The organism is Streptomyces sp. DH10, assembly GCF_029813805.1.
Lineage (GTDB): Bacteria > Actinomycetota > Actinomycetes > Streptomycetales > Streptomycetaceae > Streptomyces > Streptomyces coeruleofuscus.
On record NZ_JARVKU010000002.1, the window covers coordinates 382,193 to 404,554 of the forward strand.

17 protein-coding genes and 2 pseudogenes are annotated in these 22,362 nt (G+C 70.6%); 10 read left to right on the forward strand and 9 right to left on the reverse strand.

Going from position 1 to position 22,362, the window contains the following annotated elements; all coding sequences use genetic code 11:
* Positions 1-50: 50 nt before the first annotated feature.
* The 3 genes from QC385_RS05385 to QC385_RS05395 all read right to left on the reverse strand — a co-directional run bounded on the left by QC385_RS05385 (position 51) and on the right by QC385_RS05395 (position 3,651).
* Positions 51-821 (reverse strand): DUF899 domain-containing protein, encoded by a 771-nt coding sequence (locus QC385_RS05385; protein ID WP_279540105.1) that lies wholly within the window; start codon positions 819-821, stop codon positions 51-53.
* Between the two features lie 141 nt (positions 822-962).
* A complete protein-coding gene (locus tag QC385_RS05390; RefSeq protein WP_279540106.1) occupies positions 963-2,054 on the reverse strand; it encodes an ArsR/SmtB family transcription factor in 1,092 nt (363 codons plus the stop codon).
* A gap of 22 nt (positions 2,055-2,076) precedes the next feature.
* A complete protein-coding gene (locus tag QC385_RS05395) occupies positions 2,077-3,651 on the reverse strand; it encodes an AbgT family transporter (protein WP_279540107.1) in 1,575 nt (524 codons plus the stop codon).
* Between the two features lie 269 nt (positions 3,652-3,920).
* Between QC385_RS05395 and QC385_RS05400 the strand changes: the two genes are divergently transcribed.
* On the forward strand, positions 3,921-5,933 hold the full coding sequence (locus tag QC385_RS05400) for a CocE/NonD family hydrolase (RefSeq protein ID WP_279540108.1): 2,013 nt from the start codon (positions 3,921-3,923) through the stop codon (positions 5,931-5,933).
* Between the two features lie 8 nt (positions 5,934-5,941).
* Here QC385_RS05400 and QC385_RS05405 read toward each other — a convergent pair whose 3' ends face one another.
* Together QC385_RS05405 and QC385_RS05410 are read right to left on the reverse strand one after the other, a co-directional pair.
* Complete coding sequence (locus QC385_RS05405) at positions 5,942-6,334, reverse strand: hypothetical protein (RefSeq protein ID WP_279540109.1); 393 nt, start codon at positions 6,332-6,334, stop codon at positions 5,942-5,944.
* A gap of 61 nt (positions 6,335-6,395) precedes the next feature.
* Complete coding sequence (locus QC385_RS05410; RefSeq protein ID WP_279540358.1) at positions 6,396-7,295, reverse strand: LysR family transcriptional regulator; 900 nt, start codon at positions 7,293-7,295, stop codon at positions 6,396-6,398.
* A 79-nt stretch (positions 7,296-7,374) separates the two neighbouring features.
* On the opposite strand from QC385_RS05410, the gene QC385_RS05415 reads away from it, so the two are divergent.
* The 7 genes from QC385_RS05415 to QC385_RS05445 all read left to right on the forward strand — a co-directional run bounded on the left by QC385_RS05415 (position 7,375) and on the right by QC385_RS05445 (position 16,488).
* The gene (locus QC385_RS05415) at positions 7,375-8,427 is read left to right on the forward strand and encodes an EamA family transporter (RefSeq protein ID WP_279540110.1); all 1,053 of its coding nucleotides are present in this window, start codon (positions 7,375-7,377) and stop codon (positions 8,425-8,427) included.
* On the forward strand, positions 8,424-9,113 hold the full coding sequence (locus QC385_RS05420) for an NAD(P)-dependent oxidoreductase (RefSeq protein WP_279540111.1): 690 nt from the start codon (positions 8,424-8,426) through the stop codon (positions 9,111-9,113). Before QC385_RS05415 ends, QC385_RS05420 begins: the two co-directional genes overlap by 4 nt.
* A 1,064-nt stretch (positions 9,114-10,177) precedes the next feature.
* Positions 10,178-11,188 (forward strand): ABC transporter substrate-binding protein, encoded by a 1,011-nt coding sequence (locus QC385_RS05425; protein ID WP_279540112.1) that lies wholly within the window; start codon positions 10,178-10,180, stop codon positions 11,186-11,188.
* A 95-nt stretch (positions 11,189-11,283) separates the two neighbouring features.
* Positions 11,284-12,822 (forward strand): sugar ABC transporter ATP-binding protein, encoded by a 1,539-nt coding sequence (locus QC385_RS05430; protein ID WP_279540113.1) that lies wholly within the window; start codon positions 11,284-11,286, stop codon positions 12,820-12,822.
* Positions 12,819-13,913: an ABC transporter permease gene (locus tag QC385_RS05435; RefSeq protein WP_279540114.1), complete on the forward strand. Its 1,095-nt coding sequence runs from the start codon at positions 12,819-12,821 to the stop codon at positions 13,911-13,913. Before QC385_RS05430 ends, QC385_RS05435 begins: the two co-directional genes overlap by 4 nt.
* Positions 13,910-14,941: a galactofuranose ABC transporter, permease protein YjfF gene (yjfF, locus tag QC385_RS05440; protein ID WP_279540115.1), complete on the forward strand. Its 1,032-nt coding sequence runs from the start codon at positions 13,910-13,912 to the stop codon at positions 14,939-14,941. The genes QC385_RS05435 and yjfF overlap by 4 nt, the downstream gene beginning before the upstream one ends.
* Before the next feature lie 116 nt (positions 14,942-15,057).
* Complete coding sequence (locus tag QC385_RS05445; RefSeq protein ID WP_279540116.1) at positions 15,058-16,488, forward strand: glycoside hydrolase family 43 protein; 1,431 nt, start codon at positions 15,058-15,060, stop codon at positions 16,486-16,488.
* Between the two features lie 433 nt (positions 16,489-16,921).
* Here the strand turns inward: QC385_RS05445 and QC385_RS05450 are convergent, their stop codons facing one another.
* Positions 16,922-17,857, reverse strand: coding sequence for a helix-turn-helix domain-containing protein (locus QC385_RS05450; RefSeq protein WP_279540117.1), 936 nt, complete (start codon positions 17,855-17,857; stop codon positions 16,922-16,924).
* A gap of 76 nt (positions 17,858-17,933) precedes the next feature.
* Between QC385_RS05450 and QC385_RS05455 the strand changes: the two genes are divergently transcribed.
* Entirely contained in the window at positions 17,934-19,754 is a 1,821-nt protein-coding gene (locus QC385_RS05455) for an ABC transporter ATP-binding protein (RefSeq protein WP_443032840.1), read from the forward strand.
* Positions 19,751-21,466 (forward strand): ABC transporter ATP-binding protein, encoded by a 1,716-nt coding sequence (locus QC385_RS05460; RefSeq protein ID WP_279540118.1) that lies wholly within the window; start codon positions 19,751-19,753, stop codon positions 21,464-21,466. Before QC385_RS05455 ends, QC385_RS05460 begins: the two co-directional genes overlap by 4 nt.
* 1 nt (position 21,467) lies before the next feature.
* Here the strand turns inward: QC385_RS05460 and QC385_RS05465 are convergent.
* The 3 genes and pseudogenes from QC385_RS05465 to QC385_RS05475 all read right to left on the reverse strand — a co-directional run.
* Positions 21,468-21,632 (reverse strand): annotated as a pseudogene (locus QC385_RS05465) (adenosylhomocysteinase); the annotation flags it as partial.
* Positions 21,631-21,794: pseudogene (locus tag QC385_RS05470) on the reverse strand (IS200/IS605 family accessory protein TnpB-related protein); the annotation flags it as partial. The pseudogenes QC385_RS05465 and QC385_RS05470, both read right to left, overlap by 2 nt.
* A 200-nt stretch (positions 21,795-21,994) precedes the next feature.
* Entirely contained in the window at positions 21,995-22,126 is a 132-nt protein-coding gene (locus tag QC385_RS05475; protein ID WP_279540119.1) for a hypothetical protein, read from the reverse strand.
* Between the last annotated feature and the right edge of the window lie 236 nt (positions 22,127-22,362).

Below are 22,362 nucleotides of genomic sequence, written 5' to 3' on the forward strand. Positions count from 1 at the left end.
TCCGGGCGGCGGGAGGCTTTGGGCCCCGGCTCGGCTGCGGCCCTCAGGCCCTAAGAGCAGCAGCCCGAACTGCCCGCGCCGGCCTGCCCGTCGACGAGGCCGCCGACGAGTCCGTCGTCGTGCCCGGCGGCGATCCGTGCCCATTGCGCGGTCGGCCGCCCGTTCTCGCGGAACTGCTCACCGCGGGTCCCGTACGGCTGCGGCCAGCCCGGCGGACAGTCCTCCCAGGTCTCCTGCCGCCCGTGGACGGTCATGTCCAGGATGCCGTACGACGGCGCCATGGGTTCGACGCCGCGGCCGGTGGTCCAGTACGTCTCGTAGACACGGTCCCCGTCGCGGAGGTAGCACGCCTTCATCCCGAAGTGGCGGCCAGCGACGAGCCGTTCGTGGGACTCGGGGGGTACGGAGTACCAGGGCAGCTCCCAGCCCATGAATCGGCGGTAGCGGTCCGACTCCTCGTAGGGCCCCTGGCAGAAGACAGCGAAAGTGACGTCACGCTGGTGCAGGTAGGACAGTTCGCGGACCTGGCCGGTGAAGAAGGTGCAGCCCTCACACTGCTCGGCGGCGGGGCGGCCGTCGTGCCACATGTGATACGACACGAACAGCTGGGTGCGGCCCTCGAAAACGTCGGCCAAGGGGACGGGTCCCTCGCCTCCGACGAGCGGGGTCGAGGGATCCACCTCGGTCATGGGAAGGCGGCGCCGGGCGGCGGCGATCGCGTCGCCCTCCCGGGTGTGCGCCTTCTCCCGGGTGCGCAGGGTGTCGATCGCGGCCAGCCACTCCTGGCGGGAGACGACGGGCGGTGTGTTCGTTGCGGTCATGTCAGTACTGACCCGGCAGCCCGCAAGAACTCATCGCCGGCCGCTCCTGCCACTTCAGGCGACTCGGACCTCGTCGCCGGCGGAATCTTCCGAGACCCAGCCGGGGGGAGGGGGGTCCCGCGGCCCGCGCCTCCCGATGGTTCACCGTGCCACGGTTGCCAGGACATCGTGGCCCAGCCGCTGGATGACGTCCGTGGCGAGCCGGTGCCGCACCAGTTTGCCGTCCCGGGTGGAGCGCACCAGGCCCGCGTCGCGCAGGGTCCGCAGGGCGCGGGAGACCTGTGGCTCGCTGGAGCCGAGTCGGGCGGCGAGCTCCGAGGTGGTGATGGGCTCGCCCAGCAGATGGCGGCACAGTTCCATCCGGGCGGGCGAGGTCAGCGCCATCAGCCGGTGGTGCAGGTCCCGCAGGGTCAGCTGTTCGGCCGGGGTGGTGCCGCGCACCGCGTACTGCACCACCACGCACGACGGGTACTCGTGCTTGACCGTCAGATGCGGCCACACCCGGGCGGACGGGACGAGAACGAGGGGGCGCGGTGCCACCTTCACCTCGTCGGTCTGGAGCTTGTCCAGCCGGACCCGTTCCCCCGGCCCGACCCGGGCCGCGGTCGGCAGCAGCTCGGTGAGCACATCAGCGGGCGAGCGGACCATCAGCCGGCGACGTATCTCCCGAGCGTGGTCCTCCAGGGGCGCACGCAGGGTGCGCCAGTCCTCGGCGAAGAACGCGGTGTCGGCGGCCCGCAGCACCGCCAGCAGCCGGTCCCGCAGCTCCAGCGGTGCCGCCACCAGCTGTCGCGCCAGCTCACCGCGGGCGTAGGAGCGGCGCAGGCAGCGGCGGGCGTAGTCCTCCGCGGCTGCGGTGCCCGCGCGCAACTCGCGGACCGGCGGCACGGACTGCGCGGTGGTGCCGAGGACCCCGGGCGCCACCAGCTCGAGGAAGTCCTCGGCCGGCAGAGCCGCGACCGCCGCCAGCTCCTCGTCCAGGCTCGCCGCGAGCGGCAGCGCACGGGGAAAGAACAGGCGGCAGCGGAAGCGGGCCCACAGCGGAGCGAACACGGACAACTCGTCGCGCAGTCCGGGGCCCGCCGCGGCGGCGCGGGCCGCCCAGCCGGCGGCTTCGGGATGGTGCTCGGGTTCGGCGAGCACATGCAGGCTCGCCATCAGTTCCGACAGCGCGGAGGGCCCGGCCGCGAGGTCCGCGGGGCCAAGCCCTCCGAGGTCGAGGACGATGCTCACGCTGTCAGCGTACGGCCGGGGCTCACCGCACGGGTGCGCCCGGACCGAGCGGGATGCCCAGCAGGTACCAGGCGAAGAACAGCAGCACCCAGACCACCAACATGGTCATGGCGAGGGGCAGGGTGAAGGAGACCAGGGTGCCGATGCCGGCCTTGCGGCGCAGGGTCTGGAGGTAGCCGACACAGAGCATGAACGAGGTGCTCATCGGGGTGACGGAGTTCGTGCAGGAGTCGGCGATGCGGTAGAGCGCCATGGTGGTGGCCGGGTTGGTGCCGAGCAGCATCAGCATCGGCACCAGGGCCGGGGCCACCAGGGTCCACAGGGCGGAGCCGGAGGTGATGAGGAGGTTCATCAGCGCGACCGCGACGATCAACAGGGTGAACAGCACCAGCGTGGGCGCGCCCAGGCCCTGGAGGAAGTCCGCGCCTTCGACCGCGACGACCGTGGCGATGTTGGTCCACTTGAACAGGGCGAGGAACTGCGACACGGCGAAGAAGAGCACCAGCAGCGGCGCGATGGAGCGCACTCCGTCCGCCATGAACTCCGGTATCGCGCGGCTCCCCCTGATCCGCCCGGTGAGCCGCCCGTACACGGCGCCGACGAGCAGGAAGAAGACGGTGAGGAAGACGGCGATGGCGTTCATGAAGGTCGACTCCACGATCGCGCCTCCCTCGCCGCGCAGCGGTGACGAGTCGGGCAGCATCGCGAGCACGATCAGCGTGGCGTAGCCGAGCACGGCGAGGCCGGTCAGCTTCAGGGCCCGCAGCTCGGTGGCGTCGTCGACCCCGGCGGCCGCCACCTGCCCTGCCGCGGCGGCTTCCAGGTCCGCGTCGGGGACCAGGTGGTGCTCGCGCTTGGCGAGGATCTTGTCCACGACCAGGGCGATGGTCCCGGCCAGCACGAACGCCGAGACGGTGGTGAAGTACATGTTGTCCGTCGCGCGCACCACCACGCCCTTGTCGACGAGCTGCGCGGCCTCGGTGGCCACGGAGGCGAACAGCGCGTCACCGGGCGCGATCAGCGGGTTGGCGTCGCCCGCGGCGTTGATGGACACGAACGCGACGATCATGCCGAGCATGGGAGAGCGGCCCACGGCGCGAAAGGCCACGGCCCCGAGCGGGATGAGGACCACGTACGCGGAGTCGGACAGGAACTTGCCCAGCACGCCGCCCAGGGCCACGCCCAGGACGACCGTGCGCGGGGACAGCCCCGACAGCATGCGGCGGGCGAGCGCTTCGAAGAGTCCCGACCGCTCGGCGACCGCGACGCCGAGCATCACCATCAGTACGACGCCGAGGGGGCCGAAGGTCACGAAGGACTCCTCGGCGCCGGTGATCAGGTCCCGTACGGCGTCCGCCGACAGGGCGCTGCGTACGCCGACCAGGTCCCCCGAGGAGGGGTCCTCGACCTGCACGCCGGAGGCGTTCAGCGCCCAGCTGAAGAGGGCGACGACCCCGCACAGGAGCCAGAACAGCCAGAACGGATGCGGCAGTGCGTTGCCCGCGCGCTCGACCAGGTCGAGGAGCCGGGAGCCACGGCCCCCCTCGCCGGGCTCGGTGGCCTGCACCTCCTCGGTGCGGCTGTCGGGTGTGCTCATGGCGGCCTCCTGTGAGGGCGGGGAGAGGGCGGGGGAGGGGGATGGGGTGGGGATGGGAGAACGAGGGCATGGCGCGGCTGCGCCGCGAGCGGTGCGAAACGGGGCCCAGAGCCGGGCGGGATCACGATCCGTCGTGATGGCACGCGGGGTGCTCTCGGGTTGCGCCGACAGTAGGTCCCGTTTCCGGCCCCGTCACCGTCCGGCGGAACAGTTGACCTGATGACGTCAAGTGATCGCCATGATCCTGGCTGTTGCTTAGCGTCACGGGAGTGACCTCGTACGACACCTCCCACGCCCGGCCCGAACCCCTCCAGGGGCCCGAACCCCTCCAGGGCGGTGCCCTGTGGCGCCGTACCCTGCGCATCCCCATGCGGGACGGAATCCGTCTCGCCGCCGACCTGTACTCCGCGTCACCCGAGCCGGAGGCGACCGCGCTTCCCGTGCTCCTCGAACGCACCCCGTACGGTCGGCGCGCGCAGCGCGGTTCGGACCAGGACCGCAGCGACGCGCCGGTCCCGCGGCCCGAGGACATCGCCCGGCACTTCACCGAAGCCCGCTACCACGTCGTACGGCAGGACTGCCGGGGACGCGGCGACTCCGAGGGGACGTTCGTGAAGTACCTCGGCGAAGGCCCGGACGGGGCGGACACGATCGCCTGGCTCAGGAACCAGCCGTGGTGTGACGGCCGGGTCGTGATGACGGGGGTGTCGTACTCCGCCCACGTCCAGGCAGCCGCAGCCGCCGAAGGGACGACGGGGCCGGCGGCCATGTTCCAGGACTCGGGCGGCTTCTCCTCCGCGTACGACGCGGGGATGCGGATGGGCGGCGCCTTCGAGCTGAAGCAGGTGACCTGGGCACTGCGGCATGCGGTGCAGAGCCCGGAGGCCGCGGCGGATCCGGTCCTGGCCGAGGAACTGCGGCGCGTGGACCTGACGGGCTGGTTCGGCGCGATGCCGTGGCGGCCGGGCTGCACGCCGCTGCGGCACCTGTCGGCGTACGAGGACTTCCTGCTGGAGCAGTGGCGGCAGGACACCTTCGGGGACTACTACCGCAACCCGGCGATCTACGGGCGAGGCTTCTACGAGCGCTTCCCGGACGCGCCGAGCCTGCACATGGGCAGCTGGTACGACCCCTACGTCCGCTCCACCATCGAGAACTTCACCGCCCTGCGGAAGCTGAAGTCGGCACCCTCCTACCTGGTCATGGGCCCGTGGACGCACGGGCACCGCTGCGAGACGTACGCCGGAGACGTGGACTTCGGTCCGCGGGCGACCCTGGACGGCAACCTCGCCCCGTCGTACCTGGAGTTCCGCCGCCGCTGGTTCGACCGTGCGCTGGGCCGGGAGGACGAGGGCGACGGGGCGAATCCGGAGCACGGGCATGCCAGGGACGGACATGCGGGGAGCGGGCACGCGGGGAACGGGCACGCGGGGAACGGGCACGCGGGGAAAGGAGATCTCCCAGCCGTCCAGTACTTCCTGATGGGGGGCGGCGACGGCCGGCGGGACGCGGCAGGGCGGATGCGGCACGGCGGCGCATGGCGCACCGACACCCAGTGGCCGCCGGCGTCGACGACCCCCGTCGCCTTGTACCTCACCTCCGACGGCGCCCTCACCACCGCCCCGCCCACCGTGGCCGCCGCGTCGGTGACCTACGACTTCGACCCGCGCCGGCCGGTCCCCACCATGGGCGGCCAAGTCACCTCGGGCGAACCGGTGATGACGGGCGGGGCGTACGACCAGAACGCCCCGGACGCCCGGGTGTACGGGGCGCGCGAGCCCTACCTTCCGCTGTACTCCCGCCCGGACGTGATCAGCCTGAGCACCCCGCCGCTCGAGCGGGACGTGGTGCTGGCCGGCCCGGTGTCGGCAACGCTCTACATCTCGACGACGGCCCCGGACACCGACTTCACGGTCAAGCTGATCGACGTCCATCCGCCCAACGCCGACTATCCGCACGGCTTCGCCATGAACCTCACCGACGGCATCGTCCGCTGCCGCTTCCACCGCTCCTATGAGAGGCCCGAGTTGCTCACTCCGGGCGAGGTGTACGAGATCGAGGTCACCGCCCCCGACACGGCGAACAGGTTCGCCGCCGGCCACCGCATCCGGCTCGACGTCTCCTCCAGCAACTTCCCCCGCTTCGACGTCAACACCAACACCGGCGAACCGGAGGCAGCGGCCCGCCGCACCGCCATGGCCACGAACACCGTGCACATGGACGCAGGGCGTCCCTCACACCTGCGAGTGCGACTGGAGGGAGGAACGGCCGCGCTCGCCTAGCGTGGAAGTCAGCTCAACCCGTCGGCAAGCGGGTTCTGGTCGCGGTCAGTGACGGTGAACTCCATCCACTCGACGCCGGCGACACGGAAACGGGCTCCGACGCTGGACGAGGCGACACCCTCGAACTCATGATGGGCCCCCGCTTCCAGGTTGCTGACGCTCCACGGTGTCGCGACCCTCCATGCCCCCTGAAGGGTGACCAGGAGCGCGTCCTGCGGGGCAGAACACCCCAGAGGGGAGACGAACCGCAGCTCGGCCAGCTCCGGGATCTTCCAGTACCGCTCGTAACCTTCGAGCTCGACGGTGTGCGCCAACAGCTCTCCGATGCGGCCGACCACTCGCTCGGCACTGCGGCGGCTGGCCACACGCGCGTAACAGCGCCAACGAATCGTCTCGAACATGCCGACACTGTAAGGAAGTTGATACCGCCCGTGATGAACCGCTGGATGAGCCCGTTGCGGCTCAGGCCGCTGTTGACGGTGGCCCGACCCCGAGGATGTCGAGCATCGCTCGGGTGGCGGGGCTGGGGTTGAAGCGGCTCCACGCCAGGTACTCGACGCGATGCGGTCCGTCGACCACAGGGACCAGCGCCAGTTCGGGGTCGTCCGTGGCCCGCGGCCGGATGAACGCCGACGGCAGCAGCGCGATGCCGAGGCCGCGGGCGATCAGCCGGGTGATCAGCTCCACGACGCCGGCTTCGTACGCCACATCGCGGACCAGGCCCGCGGCGGCGAACGCCTGATCGGACTGAGCCCGGGCGGGCGTACCGCTGACGAAGTCCACGAACGTCTCTTCGGCGATCTCCCGCAGCGTGACCCGGGAAACCCCCGCCAGCCGGTGCCCGGCGGGCACCACCAGCACGTGCTCGTCGTGAGCGAGATCAACGCACTCCACACCGGAAGGCCGTTCGCTCTCCGGCATGCCGAGGAAGGCGATGTCCAGGTCGCCGTTCCGGACCGCCGCCGCCAGTTCATCGCTGCGTCCGGAACGGAGGGCGACGCGGACGGCCGGGTGCTGGGCCCGGTACCGCTGCAACAGCTCCGGAACGTCGACGGCAGCTGTCGTCACGATCACGCCGACGGCGAGTCGGCCGCGTACCACGCCGGCAGCGGCGGCGGCGTCGGCAGCCGCGCGGTCGGCGGCGGCCAGGCACTCGCGCGCGCCGGCGACAAAGGCCGCTCCCGCCGGGGTCAGCTCGACGCGGCGGCTGGACCGGGCGAACAGCTTGACCCCGAGTTCCCGTTCCAGGCCGGCGATCCGGTGACTGAGCGAGGACTGCACCACGAAGCAGCGCTCGGCGGCGCGGGTGAAGTTACGGGTTTCGGCCACGGCGACGACGTAGCGCATCTGCTGGAGATCCACGCGGCAATCGTTCTGGTTCATGACTGCGATGACAAGCATGTGTTGGACTCATGACGAGCTGGTTCTGAGACTTCATCACATGCATACCTCGACCGAGCGGGCGCCGGACTCGCCGCGCATCCCGCACGCGCAGCAGGTGGCCACCGTCGCACTGACCGCACTCGCCCCCGCGTCCTGGGGCACCACGTACGTCGTCACCACGGAACTGCTCCCGCCCGGGCATCCGCTGTTCGCCGGGATGCTGCGCGCCCTGCCCGGCGGGCTGCTCGCGCTGGCCATCACCCGTCTGCTCCCGCGCGGGGACTGGTGGTGGAAGGCCACCGTCCTCGGCGCGCTCAACATCGGTGCCTTGTACCCCCTCTTGTTCGTGGCGGCCGAGCGACTCCCCGGCGGTGTCGCCGCCACTCTCGGTGCCACCCAGCCGCTTCTGGTCGCCGGGTTGGCCGTCGTGCTGCTCCACGACCGGCCGACGGCCTGGCGACTGGCCTGGGGTGTGCTCGGCGCGGTCGGTGTCGGACTCGTCGTACTGGGACCGCAGGCCCGGCTGGACGCCGTCGGGGTCGTCGCCGGCCTCGGCGGTACGGCCGCCATGGCCGCCGGGATCGTCCTCACCAAGCGGTGGCGCCTTCCCCCGGGTGTCGGTCCACTGACCCTGACCGGTTGGCAGCTGTCCGCGGGCGGCCTGCTCTTGCTCCCGCTCGCCCTCGCGATCGAGGGGGCGCCGCCGCGCATCGACACCGGGGCCGCCGGCGGATACCTGTGGCTCGGCAGCGTGGGTGGGCTGATCGCGTCCACGCTGTGGTTCCGCGGTATCGGAAAGCTGCCGGTCGGCGCGTCCGCACCGCTGGTGCTGCTGTCCCCGCTGGTCGCGGCCGCCATCGGCATCGCGCTGGGCGAGTCACTGACCCTGTTGCAGACCTCTGGCTTCGTCCTCGCCCTGGCCGCGCTGCTCGCGGCGCAGCTCAAGGCCCCGAACCTGTCGGCCCGCGTGGCGCGCCACAGGCTGGCAGAAGCCCGACTCCGAGCAGCCCGACTCCGAGCAGCCCGAACCCGAGCAGCCCAAACCCGAGAAGACCAAACCCGAGAAGACCAGATGCGCGACGATCACATACGAGAAGGACGGATCCGATGAAGACAGGCATGACGATCGCCGTACTGGGCGCCACCGGGATGGTCGGCAGCCGGGTGATCAACGAGGCCGGTGCGCGCGGACACCAAGTGGTCGCCCTGTCCCGGAACCCCGCGAGTGAGAACCCGAGGAAGCCGAACGTGACTCCGGTCGCGGTCGACGCGAACGACCCACACGCCATACGCGAGGCGCTGGCAGGCTCCGCCTCCCACCGCGCTGCGGACGCCGTCGTACTGACCGTGCGGACCACGCCGGTCGACGAGGAGTTCCTGGTCGGCGCCACCCGCACGCTGCTGGACATCGCCGCACGACTCGGGATCCGCGTCCTTGTGGTCGGCGGCGCCGGCGCATTGCGCAGCCCCGGTGACCGCGATCTGCTGGTCGCCGACAACCCGGAGTACGTGCCCGCCGAGATCAAGGCCGTCGCCGCCGCCGGAATCGCTCAGCTGCGAACCTGCCAGTCCCATGCCGATGCCGATTGCGTCTACCTGAGTCCACCGGCTCTGCTCGAACCCGGCGAACGGACCGGCCGCTATCGGCGCGGCAGCGACACCTTGCTCATCAGCGCCGACGGCCGATCCTGGATCAGCGCCGAGGACCTGGCCGTCGCCGTGGTCGACGAACTCGAGACGCCTGGCCCCGACCCTCTCATCACGCTCGTCCACCGCGGCGAACACCTGTCAGCGTGAGCTGGTCAGGACCGCCCGACGGCAGGCCGTCGAGCGGGGGGACCGGATGATGCGGAGGGCTCAGCCACGCGTTCCTGGGGCTTCCAGGCCTCATGTGTGCTGAATCCGTTTCGCGAGGGCAGCCGGCGGCGGAGACCGTCGATGTGTCCGTCCGCCGAGCCATGCGTGCCGTGGTCCGGGCGCGAGGCGCCCGCCGTTCGGGATTCCGTCCCATGGGTGGGTAGCAGGGAGGGACGGGCCGCACGGACCGCGGTGCTGTCTGGCCTGTCGCCGTCATAACGGTGCCCTCATTTCGCGGCTCCGACCCGGACCGGGGTGCGAGGAGGGACCGTCGGGTGGTCGGCCGTCCGGGATGCCGCACGGGGTTCGATACTTCGTGCAGCGATCGAAAGGTATGGCTATGCCTGCCGAGCGTCAATATCTCTGCCGAAGAAGACGCTCTCGCGTCGGGTGACCGGAAGGCCGTCAGCCTCGCCCGCTGCACCGCGTTACCCAAACGTGATGGCCTGCTTCTCGCGTAACCCCTTGACCAGGGGGGACGGTGGGCGCTCATATGACCTCCGCATCACCGACCACTTGAGGGAGGTACGGCCGTGGCACATCCGGCGCACAGCAGCACCTCCCTGGCAGGTTGCGGCCCACGATTAGCCGGCACTCGCTGTTGCGGATGCCGGGTGAGGTGAGCGCCCGTACTTCCTGCGACGCCGCCGAGTTCGGGCTCGCGTACCGGAGCCGGAGCTCACGGCACCTCCGCTGAGACTCATCGCCCGCGTCGGCCGGGCGACGCGGGCACCACGACCACTTCGCCGGCCCCTCCCGATCCCGCCCTGCCCGCCGATCCGCCCCCCGGCGCCGCGCACATCGCCGGCTCCCGACTCTGCACCCGGCCGTTCCCGGCCTCACCCAGCCCTGACCACCCTCTGACGGCACGCGCCACGCATGTTCAAAATTTCGAACGTTGGTCGGTCCTCAGAACGTCATCACTTCCACGGATTCCGACGGAATGTCAGAAGCCGCAGCGACCGAGTCCAATCCCCGGGCCGGCTCAACGAAGGAGATCAAGCATGCTCAGCAGAAGGAACTTCCTCACCGCGGCGGTCGGTGTCGCGGCTGCGACCGGACTCACGGCCTGCGCCAAGGAGGACGGCACCTCTGCCGCCGCCGCCGGCAGCGGCAGCGGCAGCAAGGCGATCACCCTCGGCTTCTCCCAGGTCGGCTCGGAGAGCGGCTGGCGCACCGCCAACAGCGACTCGGTGAAGTCGGCCGCGAAGGAGGCGGGTTACACCCTCAAGTTCTCCGACGCCCAGCAGAAGCAGGAGAACCAGATCTCCGCGATCCGCAACTACATCGCGCAGAAGGTCGACGTCATCGCCTTCTCGCCCGTGGTCGTCACCGGCTGGGACGCGGTGCTCAAGGAGGCCAAGGCCGCGAAGATCCCGGTGGTCCTCACCGACCGCTCCGTCGAGACCTCCGACGACTCCCTGTACGTGACCCTGGTGGGCTCCGACTTCACGGACGAGGGCCGGCGCGCCGCCAAGATCCTCGAGAAGGTCCTGGAGAAGGCGGGCCACAAGGGCGCCGTGAAGATCGCCCAGCTGGAGGGCACCACCGGCGCCGCCCCCGCGATCGAGCGCGCCAAGGGCTTCAAGGAGGTCATGGAGGCGGACCACGCGGACGACTGGAAGGTCGTCGTCAGCCAGACCGGTGACTTCACCCGTGCCGGCGGCAAGCAGGTCATGGCGGCCTTCCTCCAGTCCAACCCGGACATCAACGTGCTCTTCGCGCACAACGACGACATGGCCATCGGCGCCATCCAGTCCATCGAGGCGGCCGGCAAGAAGCCCGGCAAGGACATCCTCATCGTCTCCATCGACGGCGTGAAGGACGGCTTCGTCGCCATGTCCGAAGGCAAGATCAACGCCATCGTCGAGTGCAACCCGCTGCTCGGCCCGCAGCTGATGGAGGTCGTGAAGAAGGTCAAGGACGGCGAGACGGTCGAACGCTGGATCAAGACCAAGGAGAGCGACTTCATGCAGGACCAGGCCAAGGACGCGCTCCCCACCCGCAAGTACTGACCGACCGTCCCCACCGGCGGGAGCCTCCGGCCGGGCCGACATCCCTCGGCCGGGAGGCTCCCCGCGGACCTGGACCATTCACGAGGAGCGCTGCCATGGCAGAGCCGCAGCCCGTCCTGGAGATGACGGGCATAGTCAAAGAGTTTCCGGGGGTACGGGCTCTGTCGGGCGTCGACTTCCGGCTCTTCCCCGGCGAGATCCACGCCTTGATGGGCGAGAACGGTGCGGGGAAGTCCACCCTCATCAAGGTGCTGACGGGCGTCTACTCCCTGGACGGCGGCACCATCACCCTGGACGGCGAGTCCGTACGGTTCGGCAGTCCGCTCCAGGCGCAGCAGGCCGGCATCAGCACGGTCTACCAGGAGGTCAACCTCTGCCCCAACCTGTCGGTGGCGGAGAACATCTTCATCGGACGCGAACCCACCCGCGCCGGCCGCATCCAGTGGAAGCGGATGCGCAAGGAGGCGGCGGAGCTGGTCGACCGGCTCGGACTCGACATCGACGTCGCCGCGCCGCTGTCCTCGTACCCCCTGGCCGTGCAGCAACTGGTCGCGATCGTACGGTCGGTGGGCACCGGAGCCCGGGACGGCGCGGGACTCGGCACCAAGGTGCTGGTCCTCGACGAGCCGACCTCCAGCCTCGACCGCGACGAGGTCCTCGAACTGTTCCGCCTGATGCGGCAGTTGAGGGACGAGGGCGTCGCGATCCTGTTCGTGTCGCACTTCCTCGACCAGATCTACGAGGTCTGCGACCGGATGACCGTCCTGCGCAACGGCACCCTGGTCGGCGAACACATGGTCCGCGACCTCGACCAGGTCGGGCTGATCGAGCTGATGATCGGCAAGGCCCTGGACCAGCTCGAGGAACTGCACGAGCACCAGCTGCGCTCCGACGTCGGCGAGGCACTGGTCAAGGCCGAGGGGCTCGGCCGCACCGGCGGGATCGCCCCCTTCGACCTGCAGATCAACAAGGGCGAGGTGCTCGGCCTGGCCGGCCTGCTGGGATCGGGCCGCACCGAACTCGCCCGGCTGCTGTTCGGAGCCGACCAGCCCGACAGCGGCAAGGTGACCATCGGCGGCAAGCAGGTCTCGATGAGCGCCCCGAACGACGCCATCGCGGCCGGTGTGGCGTTCTGCTCGGAGAACCGCAAGAGCGAGGGCCTGGTCCCCGACCTGACGGTGCGCGAGAACATCATCCTCGCTCTTCAGGCGGCCCGCGGCTGGACCCGGCCCATCCCTGCCGCCCAGCGCGACGAACTCGTCGCCAAGTACATCAGGGCGCTGGACATCCGCCCCGCAGACCCGGAGGCCCGCGTGGGCCGGCTCAGCGGCGGCAACCAGCAGAAGGTACTGCTCGCCCGCTGGCTGATCACCCAGCCCAAGCTGCTGATCCTGGACGAACCGACGCGCGGCATCGACATCGGCGCCAAGACGGAGATCCAGAAACTGGTGGTGTCCCTCTCCGAGGACGGCATGTCGGTGCTCTACATCGCGGCCGAACTGGAGGAGGTGCTCCGGCTCAGCCACACCATCGGAGTGCTGCGCGACCGCCGGCTGGTGGCGCGGCTGACCAACGGGCCGGAGATCACCACCAGCAAGATCCTCGAGACCATCGCGAGCGGAGAACACCAGTGACCACCACCTCCCGCTGGCGAGCACTGACGCATCACCACCTGTTCTGGCCGGTCGCAGTCCTGATCGCCCTGCTGCTCGTCAACGTCCCCTTCACGCCCGACTTCTTCTCGATCAACATGACGGACGGCCACCTCTACGGCAGCCTCGTCTCCATCGTGCTGTTCGGCTCACCGCTGATCCTGGTCGCGGTCGGCATGACCCTGGTCATCGCCACCGGCGGCATCGATCTCTCCGTCGGTGCCGTGGTCGCCATCACCGGCGCCCTGACCTGTTCGTACATCAGCGACCAGGCCGACCAGAACACCTTGTCCGCGGTGTTCCTGGCGATGGGCATCGGGCTGGTGGCCGCGGTCGTCTGCGGGCTGTGGAACGGCTTCCTGGTGGCCAGGATGGGGATCCAGCCCATCATCGCGACCCTCATCATCATGGTCGCGGGCCGAGGTGTCGCCCAGCTGGTCACCGACGGCCAGATCATCACCGTCAACAGCGAGCCGTACAAGCTGATCGGCGGCGGCTACTGGCTGACCCTGCCCTTCTCCGTCTTCGTCGTGGCCGCGGTGGTGGCCGTCACCGTGGCGTTGACCCGCCGCACGGCGCTCGGCCTGCTCGTCGAATCGGTCGGCGGCAACGCCGAGGCCAGCCGCCTGGTCGGCATCAGGTCCACCCGCATCAAGATCATGGTCTACATGTTCTGCGCGCTGTGCGCGGGCATCGCGGGCCTGATGATCAGCTCCAACACCTCGGCCGCCGACGGCAACAACGCCGGCCTGTGGATCGAACTCGACGCCATCCTCGCCGTGGTGATCGGCGGTACCTCGCTGCTCGGCGGCCGGTTCTCCATCGGCGGCACGGTGGTCGGCGCCCTCGTCATCCAGACCCTGACCACCACGATCTACACCATCGGCGTGCCGACCCAGACCAACCTGGTCTTCAAGGCCGCCGTCGTCATCGTCGTCTGCCTGCTGCAATCCCCGAAGTTCAGGGCCAAGGTCTTCGGCGCGAAGGGCCCCAAGGGCCCGCGCCAGGACGCCGCCCCGGTGGAGCCCGCTCCGGCGCCCGACGCCGCCCCGAAGATGGAGGTGTCGCGATGAGCGCGACCACCCAGACCCCCAAGGCGCCTCCGCGCGGCAGCACCGCCTCCCGTGCCCGTGCCGCGCGACTGCTCGGCGACCGGCGTCTGCCCGTCCTGGTCACGGCCGCCCTGTTCATCGCCATGTACGTCGGTGGCCTCAGCCGGTACCAGAACTACGGGTTCGGCGAACCCCAGGTGTTCCTCAACCTGTTCATCGACAACGGCTATCTGCTGGTCGCCGCCATCGGTGCCACCTTCGTCATCATGTCGGGCGGCATCGACCTGTCCGTGGGCTCGGTGATCGGCTTCACCACCATGTTCACGGCGTGGCTGGTGGAACGTCAGGGACTGCCGCTGCTCCTGGTCGTCCCCCTCGCACTGGCCGTCGGCGCCTTCGGCGGCTTCCTGATGGGCTACGTCATCCACAACTTCGAGATCCAGCCCTTCATCGTCACCCTCGCCGGGCTCTTCCTCTTCCGCGGGCTGTGCCTGGTCATCAGCAAGGAGTCCATCTCCATCAACGACGCTTCGGTGGGCACCCTGGCCCAGACGCGAGTGTCACTGGGCGTGGGGGACCTGTCGATCGGCGCCGTCGTGGCCCTGGTCGTCCTCGCCGTCGCCGCCTACGTGCTCCACTACACCCGCTTCGGACGCCGTGTGTACGCCATCGGCGGCAACGAGCAGTCGGCCCTGCTCATGGGCCTTCCGCTGGGCGGCACGAAGATCGCCGTGTACACGGTGAGCGGCTTCTGCTCGGCCCTGGCGGGCCTGCTGTTCATGCTCTACATCCAGTCGGGCGACCCGCTGCACGCCGTAGGCATGGAACTCGACGCCATCGCCGCCGTGGTCATCGGCGGCACCCTGCTGACCGGCGGTTCCGGCTATGTGGTGGGCACGCTCTTCGGTGTCCTGGTGCTGGGCCTGATCAAGAGCGTCATCACGTTCGAGGGCACGCTCAGCTCCTGGTGGACGAAGATCGCCACGGGTGTGCTGCTGTGCGCCTTCATCCTGATCCAGCGGACCATGACGTCACGCCGGAAGACCTGACGGGCCCGGCTGAGAGCCGCGACAGCGGCAAGTGATCCGACGCGCTCGGCGCAGCGCCCACGGGGGGCACCGGAAAGTCAGACAAAGACAGTCAGAGAAAGACAGGGGACATGCACATGCGCGCGCTTCTCTCCAGGCTGTCGGCGATAGCGCTCGCCGCCTGCCTCCTCTTCACGGGCCAGGCCCTGACCACACCTGACCGGGCCGCCGCCGCCGACCCGGGCTACCTGATGACGCACTTCATCGGGGAGGGGTCGACCGGTCAGCAGATCTACTTCTCGCACAGCACGGACGGCCTGAACTGGAGCGACCTCAACGGCGGCGGGATGACCCTGCGTTCCACGGTGGGAACCCGTGGGGTGCGTGACCCCTCACTGGTCAGAGCCCCCGGCGGTGACAAGTACTGGATCATCGCGACCGACCTGTGCATCGACTGCGGGCAGTCGTGGGACGACTCCATGAACAACGGAAGCCGCAACCTCGTGGTGTGGGAGTCGACGGACCTGGTCACCTGGTCGCAGCCGCGGCTGCTCAACGTCGCCGGCGCGATCCCCGACGGGCGCAACGCCTGGGCGCCGGAAGCGATCTGGAACCCCGAGACCAACGACTACGTCCTGTACTGGGCGACGAACGCGACCCGGGGCGGCGTGCTCAAGCACCGCATCTACTACGCCCGCACCACCGACTTCCGCACCATCACCACCCCGCAGCTCTACATCGACCGCCCCGGCACCCAGAACATCATCGACACCCAGATCGTCGAAGTGCCGTCGGGCGTCGGCGACTTCCGCTACGTACGGGCCTCCGGCGACGGCCAGATCACACTCGAAGGCAGCAATTCGATCCTCGGCACATGGACGAACCTCGGCAACCTCTCCGGCATCGGCCTGACCGGCTCCCAGGTCGAAGGCCCGATGTGGATGAAGTTCAGGGACCGCAACGAGTGGACCCTCTACCTCGACCAGTACGCCTCCGGACGCGGCTACATGCCGGTCACGACGACCAACCCCTCCGTCCCCAGCACCTACCGGCTCCCGGCGTCCGGAAGCTACAACCTGGGCGGGACGAAGAAGCGCCACGGCGCGATCCTCAACCTGACGGCCGCCGAGGAGAGCCGGGTGCTCGCACGCTGGGCCAACACCCCGGCCAAGCGGCTCCAGTCGTTCAACTTCCAGGACCGCTACGTGCGTCACGCCAACTTCGACGTGCGCATCGACCAGAACGTCACCAACGCGGACGCCCAGTTCCGGCCGCGCCCCGGCCTGGCGGGCTCGGGCACCGTCTCCTTCGAGTCGGTCAACTTCCCCGGCCACTTCCTGCGGCACGCCGGATACGACTTCCAGCTGGCCTACAACGACGGCACCGCCCGGTTCGCCGCGGACGCCACCTTCCGCCAGGTCGCCGGCCTCGCCGACTCATCCTGGTCCTCGTTCCAGTCGTACAACTTCCCCGACCGGTACATCCGCCACTACGCCTACGAACTCCGCCTCGACCCGATCACCACGGCGACGGCCCGCAGCGACGCCACGTTCCGCGTAACGAACTGACATACGTCGACAGGCGATTTTCTGAAGTGACGCCCCCGCCTGCGGGAGGCCGCCCCTCGGCCATGGCGGGGCCGCAGACGGCGGCGCCTTCGGCCCCGCTCGGGTGCTGGGGCCACGACGGGATGCCGTGCTGAGTGCCGTGCTGCCGGCCGTGTCCGTGACGCGGCTTGAAGGTCATACAGGCTGCCAGGAGGCCCATGAGGGGCTGCGTGGAGCGCTGCCGGTTGGGGCAGGGCATCCCCAGGTCTGGCGGATGAGTCCCCGGATCGCCGCAAGGACATCGGACATTGCCGACAGATGGGTACTGCTTTTCCTCTGCTTCGCTGTGATGCTTATCGACTTCGCTGGCTGAGGTACTCACCTTGAGTGATTGAGGGACGGGAAAGAGCGCGGGCAAGGCCCGGATCCGGTACGACGAAGATGCCGTCCGTTTTCACCAGGAGGGTGGCGGTCGTCTCTTCTGGGCGATGGAGCCCGTCACCAAGATCTTGCGGTCGTCGGTTCCCGTGAAGAGGCGCGGCACGTGGTCCACCCACGCCATGTCGGCCGTCGTGACGAGCGACTGGCCGGCCAGGATCGCGGGGGTCACACCGGTGAACGCCACGACGTCCCGGTGCAGATGCGACTGGTCGGCGTAGCCGCAGTCGGCCGCGACCCTGGCCGCCTCCTGGCCCCCGGCCAGGCGGGTGGCGGCCCAGTCGAAGCGGACGAGCTTCACGGCGCGCTTGGGCGGCAGGCCGAGCTGCGCGTGGAAGCGGGACCACAGGCGCTTGCGGCTCCAGCCCAGCTCGTCGGCCAGCTCCTCGACCCGCACCTGGCCGTGCTCGGCGACGATACGGTCCCAGGCCCAGGCCAGCTCCGGCTCGATGGCGGGCCCCGCGGCGGTCAGCCGGGCGAGGAACGCCTCGACGAGAGCGAAGCGTTCCTCCCACGAGGCGGCCTGGGCCAGCCGCTCGCGCAGCCGGGCTGCCCGCCGCTCTCCCCACAGATCGTCCAGGGCCACCACGGAGCTCTCCAGCTCAGCAGGGCCCACGCCCAGCACGGCGCGCGCGATGGCGGGGGACAGGCGCACCTGCACCCACTCGACGTTCGCGGCCCGCACCCGCGCCGCACCGCCGACGCCGAACCCGAGCCCGGTGACGAGGCTGCCGCGGTGCTGCCGCCCCGTCGACTCGTCGATGCCGAGCGCAGCCTCGCCGCAGGCCAGCGCCAGCGTCAGCACGGGGTGCGGGTCGAGCCGGTGGTCGACCGGAGCCGGGCCGCGGTCGCGCAGCCCCGCCAGGACGACGCCGGGTACGCGGCCGGGCCGGGCCGGGCGCGTGACCTGCCACACGGGGGCAGCGACGCGCTGGCGCACGGCAGTTGACATGCGTCCATGCTACGGACCCGCCCGGGCGGAACATTTCTTCAATCCAACGGGCCGCAGCCGCGGCGAAGGTGAGCGCATGACTTCCACCGGAACCACCGCGCCGCCACCACCGGGCGTGGCCAGTCTGTTGCGCCCGCACGCGGGCGGCTTCGCCGTCGTCGTCGTCCTCCAGGTCATCGGCGCCGTCGCCGGCCTGGCGCCGCTGCTCGCGGTCGTCGAGCTCGGTCGTACGCTGCTGGCGCCGGGGCCGGCCGACGACGGGCACGTGCGCAACGTCGTGATCGCGGGCGCGGCAGGGCTGCTCGTACGGCTGCTGTTCACGGCCGCCTCGTCCGGCGTCGGACACCTCCTCGACACCCGGGTGCAGCTGTCGCTGCGCCGGCAACTCGCCGCGCGGCTCGGGCGGGTGCCGATCGGCTGGCTGGCGCGGCGGCGCAACGGGGAGCTGGCGAAGCTGGTGGGTGAGGACGTCAGCGCCGTGCACCCGCTCATCGCGCACACGCCGGGCGAGCTGGTCTCCGCCTTCGTGGTGCCGCTGGTCTCGCTCGGCTACCTCCTCACCGTGGACTGGCGGCTGACGCTGATCACGCTGATCCCCGTGCTGCTGGCGGTCGCGCTGGTGCCGCTGATGATGACCCCTACGCGGCTGCGCGAGCAGAAGGAGTTCGACGCCGCGATGGGGCGGATCTCGGCGTCGGTGGTCGAGTTCGTGCAGGGCATCGCGGTGGTGAAGGCGTTCGGCGGGTCGGCGCGGGCGCACGGCAAGTTCCGTACCGCGGTGGGCGACTTCACCCGGAGCTTCTACCGGATGGTGCGCGGTCTTTCCGGGGTCGCCGCCGGGATGCAGGTGGCGCTGTCGCCGCCGTTCGTGCTGCTGGCGGTGCTGGTCGGCGGCGCGTACCGGATCACCGGGGCCGGGCTCGCCCCGGCGGACCTGCTGCCGTTCCTGCTTCTCGGCCTCGGGCTGACCGCGCCCGTGGCCGCGCTCGGGCACGGCTTCGACGACCTGCAGGCCGCGCGGCGCGCCGTCGGCCGCATCCGGGACGTACTCGTCGAGCCGTCGCTGCCCGAGCCCGTACGGCCGGTGGCGCCCGAGGGACACCGGGTGGAGCTGCGGGACGTCCGCTTCGGGTACGAGGGCGCCGCGGCCGGGCGCGAGGTGCTGCGCGGGATCGACCTGGTGCTGGAGCCGGGGACGATCACCGCCGTGGTCGGGCCTTCCGGCAGCGGCAAGTCCACGCTGGTGCAGCTGCTGCCGCGGTTCTACGACCCGACGCGCGGCTCCGTGCTCCTCGGCGGCGTCGACCTGCGTGAGGTGGGCAGCCAGGAGCTGTACCGGCGGGTGTCCTTCGTCTTCCAGGACGTCCGGCTGCTGCGCGCCTCGGTCGCGGACAACATCGCCCTCGCCGTCCCGCACGCCGACCGCGACGCCGTCGTCCGCGCCGCCCGCCGGGCGAGCATCCACGACCGCATTCTCGAACTGCCCCGCGGCTACGACTCGGTGATCGGCGAGGACGCCCGCCTCTCCGGCGGCGAGGCGCAGCGCGTCTCGATCGCCCGCGCCCTGCTCGCAGACGCCCCCGTCCTGGTCCTCGACGAGGCCACCGCCTTCGCCGACCCGCAGACCGAGCAGGCGGTGCGCGAGGCGCTGGCGCAGACCCGGGAGAAGCGGACGACGCTGGTCATCGCCCACCGCATGGAGACGATCGCCGACGCCGACACCGTCGTGATGCTGCGCGACGGCGAGATCGTGGAGCGGGGCACGACCGCGGAACTCCTCGCGCGGAGCGGCGCATTCGCCGAATTCTGGAAGATCCACGCCGGTGCCGTGGAAGTCGGTGCCGTGGAAGCCGGTGCCATGGAAGCCGGTGCCATGGAAGGGGAAGAGGCCCGATGATCAGCACACTGCTGCGTGTGCTCGGCCACGAGTACGCCGGACCGGTGCGCCGCACCATCGCCCTGATGACGGCGACCGCCCTCGCCGAGGGACTGTCGTACGCCTTGCTGGTGCCCGTGCTGCGCGCGCTCTTCGGCAGCACACCCGAGGACGCCCGGCCCTGGCTGGCCGCCTTCGGCGCGGCGGTCGCGGTCTATGCGGTGCTGCGGTACGTCAGCGACCGCTCCGGTTTCCGCGTGGGCACGACGATGCTGCACGGCATGTACGAGCGCCTCGGCGAACACCTCGCCCGGTTGCCCATCGGCTGGTATCAACCCGGCCGCACCGGCGAGGTGTCCGTCCTCGCCAGCCAGGGCGTGTTGCAGGCGATGAGCGTGATCGCGCACCTGCTGGCGCCGTTCATCTCCGCCTGTGTGACGCCGCTGACGATCGTCGCCGTGATGCTCGCCTACAACTGGCAGTTGGGGCTTGCCGGCCTGGCCGCTGTGCCGTTGGTGGCCGCGGTACAGCTGCGTACGGCCCGCGTGACGACGGCGACCGACGCGGAGCGCGTGGAACGCGAGCGCGCGGCCACCGGCCGCGTCATCGAGTACCTCCAGGCCCAGCCGGTGCTGCGCGCCGGGGGCCGCACCGGCGAGCGATTCGGTTTGCTGGACGACTCCCTGGAGGAACTGCGCCGCGCCTCGCGTCGCTCCACCCTTTCGGCGCTGCCAGGTGTGCTGGGTCTTGCGGTCACCGTGCAGGCGGTGTTCACCGCGTTGCTCGCACTCGGTGCGTACCTCGCCCTCGGCGGGGACATCGGCGCGGCCGAGGTGCTTGCAGTCCTGGTGCTCGCCGCCCGCTGCGCCGACCCGCTGCTGTCCCTCGCCGAGATGAGTGGCGGCATCCGCGCCGCCCGCGCCGAACTCACCCGCCTCGACGACGTCCTCAACACCGAGCCGTTGCCGGAGCCTCGCGCGCCGCGCGAACCGGCCGGACACGACATCGCGTTCGACGCGGTCACCTTCCGGCACGGCGACCGCGCGGTCGCCGACGGGGTGACGCTGTCCGTACCCGAGGGCCGGCGGCTCGCCGTCGTCGGGCCGTCGGGCGCGGGCAAGACGACGCTGCTGCAGCTGCTCGCCCGCTTCCACGACGTCGACGCGGGCGCGGTGCGGATCGGCGGGGTGGACGTACGGGAGATGGACACCGCGGCGCTGATGGCGCGGATCGCCATCGTCTTCCAGGACGTCTACCTCTTCGACGGCACGATCGAGGAGAACGTGCGCCTCGGCCGCCCGGACGCCACCGACGCCGAGGTACGGGCCGCGGCCGCCGCGGCCCGTCTCGACGAGGTGATCGAGCGGCTGCCCGGCGGCTGGTCGACGGACGTGGGCGAGGGCGGGGCGCTGCTGTCGGGCGGCGAGCGGCAGCGCGTCTCCATCGCCCGCGCGCTGCTGAAGGACGCGCCGATCGTGCTGCTCGACGAGGTCACTTCGGCCCTGGACCCGGTGAACGAGGCGGCCGTGCACGCCGGCATCGAGGAGCTGATGGCGGGCCGGACCGTCGTGATGGTGGCGCACCGCATGGGGACCGTGCGCCGGGCCGACCGCGTCGCCTTCCTGGACGCCGGGCGGGTGGTCGAACAGGGCAGCCACGAGGAGTTGCTGCGACGCGCCGGCCGGTACGCCGCGTACTGGGACCTGTCCCGGGCCGGGGCGGCGCGGGACTGAGACGGCCGTGCGGGTTGTCGCCCCGGCCGCGCAGGGCCTCGGTGGAGAAGACGACGGAACGGCCGACGAGGAAGTCCTCGGGACTCTTCAGCGGAGATCGGACCACGGAGATCACCGGGCAGCGGCGTTTGTCGTGGTCGGCGTAGCGGTGGTGGCCGCTCTCACTGGACGTGCGCGGTCTGGCCGCGCCGGGCGAGCGCCCACTGGTCATACGTGGCCTCGTGATCGACCGGGCCCACCCGGGCGACGACTCGGCCGTCAGGTCCCGCTTACGGCCCGCCCATGACTCGGTGGAGTACTCCAGGCCGTCGGCACAACGCGCATCGATCCATGAGCGGCCGGTCCAGGGCGCATCGGCGCACTCTGTCGGCGCATGGCAGCCTAGGAATTCGGTGGCTTGGAGGGCCTGGTCGACCTGAGTCGCGAGTTGTTGCCGGGCCGCGCCGCCATGCGCGGCCTTGGACCACGCATCGCTCACGCAAAGCCGCCCGCCGCCCGCCGCCGTGCCCAGCTAGAGCGCGCTGCTGTTCAACGACACCAGGAGGGGGCGTTCGCCGGGTCCAGGGAGGCGAGCCGGGCGATCAGGGCGAAGGAGAGGGCCCAGCCGATCAGCATGGCGATCGGGTAGGCGGCCAGGGCGGTGGGAAAGGAGCGGGCCACCGGGGCCCGTCAGCTGTGCAAGTGGCGGGCTCTGATCGCGTGCGATCACCCGCCCCGCCTTCGGGGTGGGGCGGTCGGCATCCATGTGGCGCTGCGGCCCGGGTGAAGTTCGAGGATCGGGGACCGAGTTTTTTTCAGAGTGATCCCCGGGGTCGCTGAAAAACGCATCCGGCCTCGATGATCGTCCCCTCGGTGACATTCGGTAAGCCGCTGCTCAGGTTCTGGCCCCATGCTCA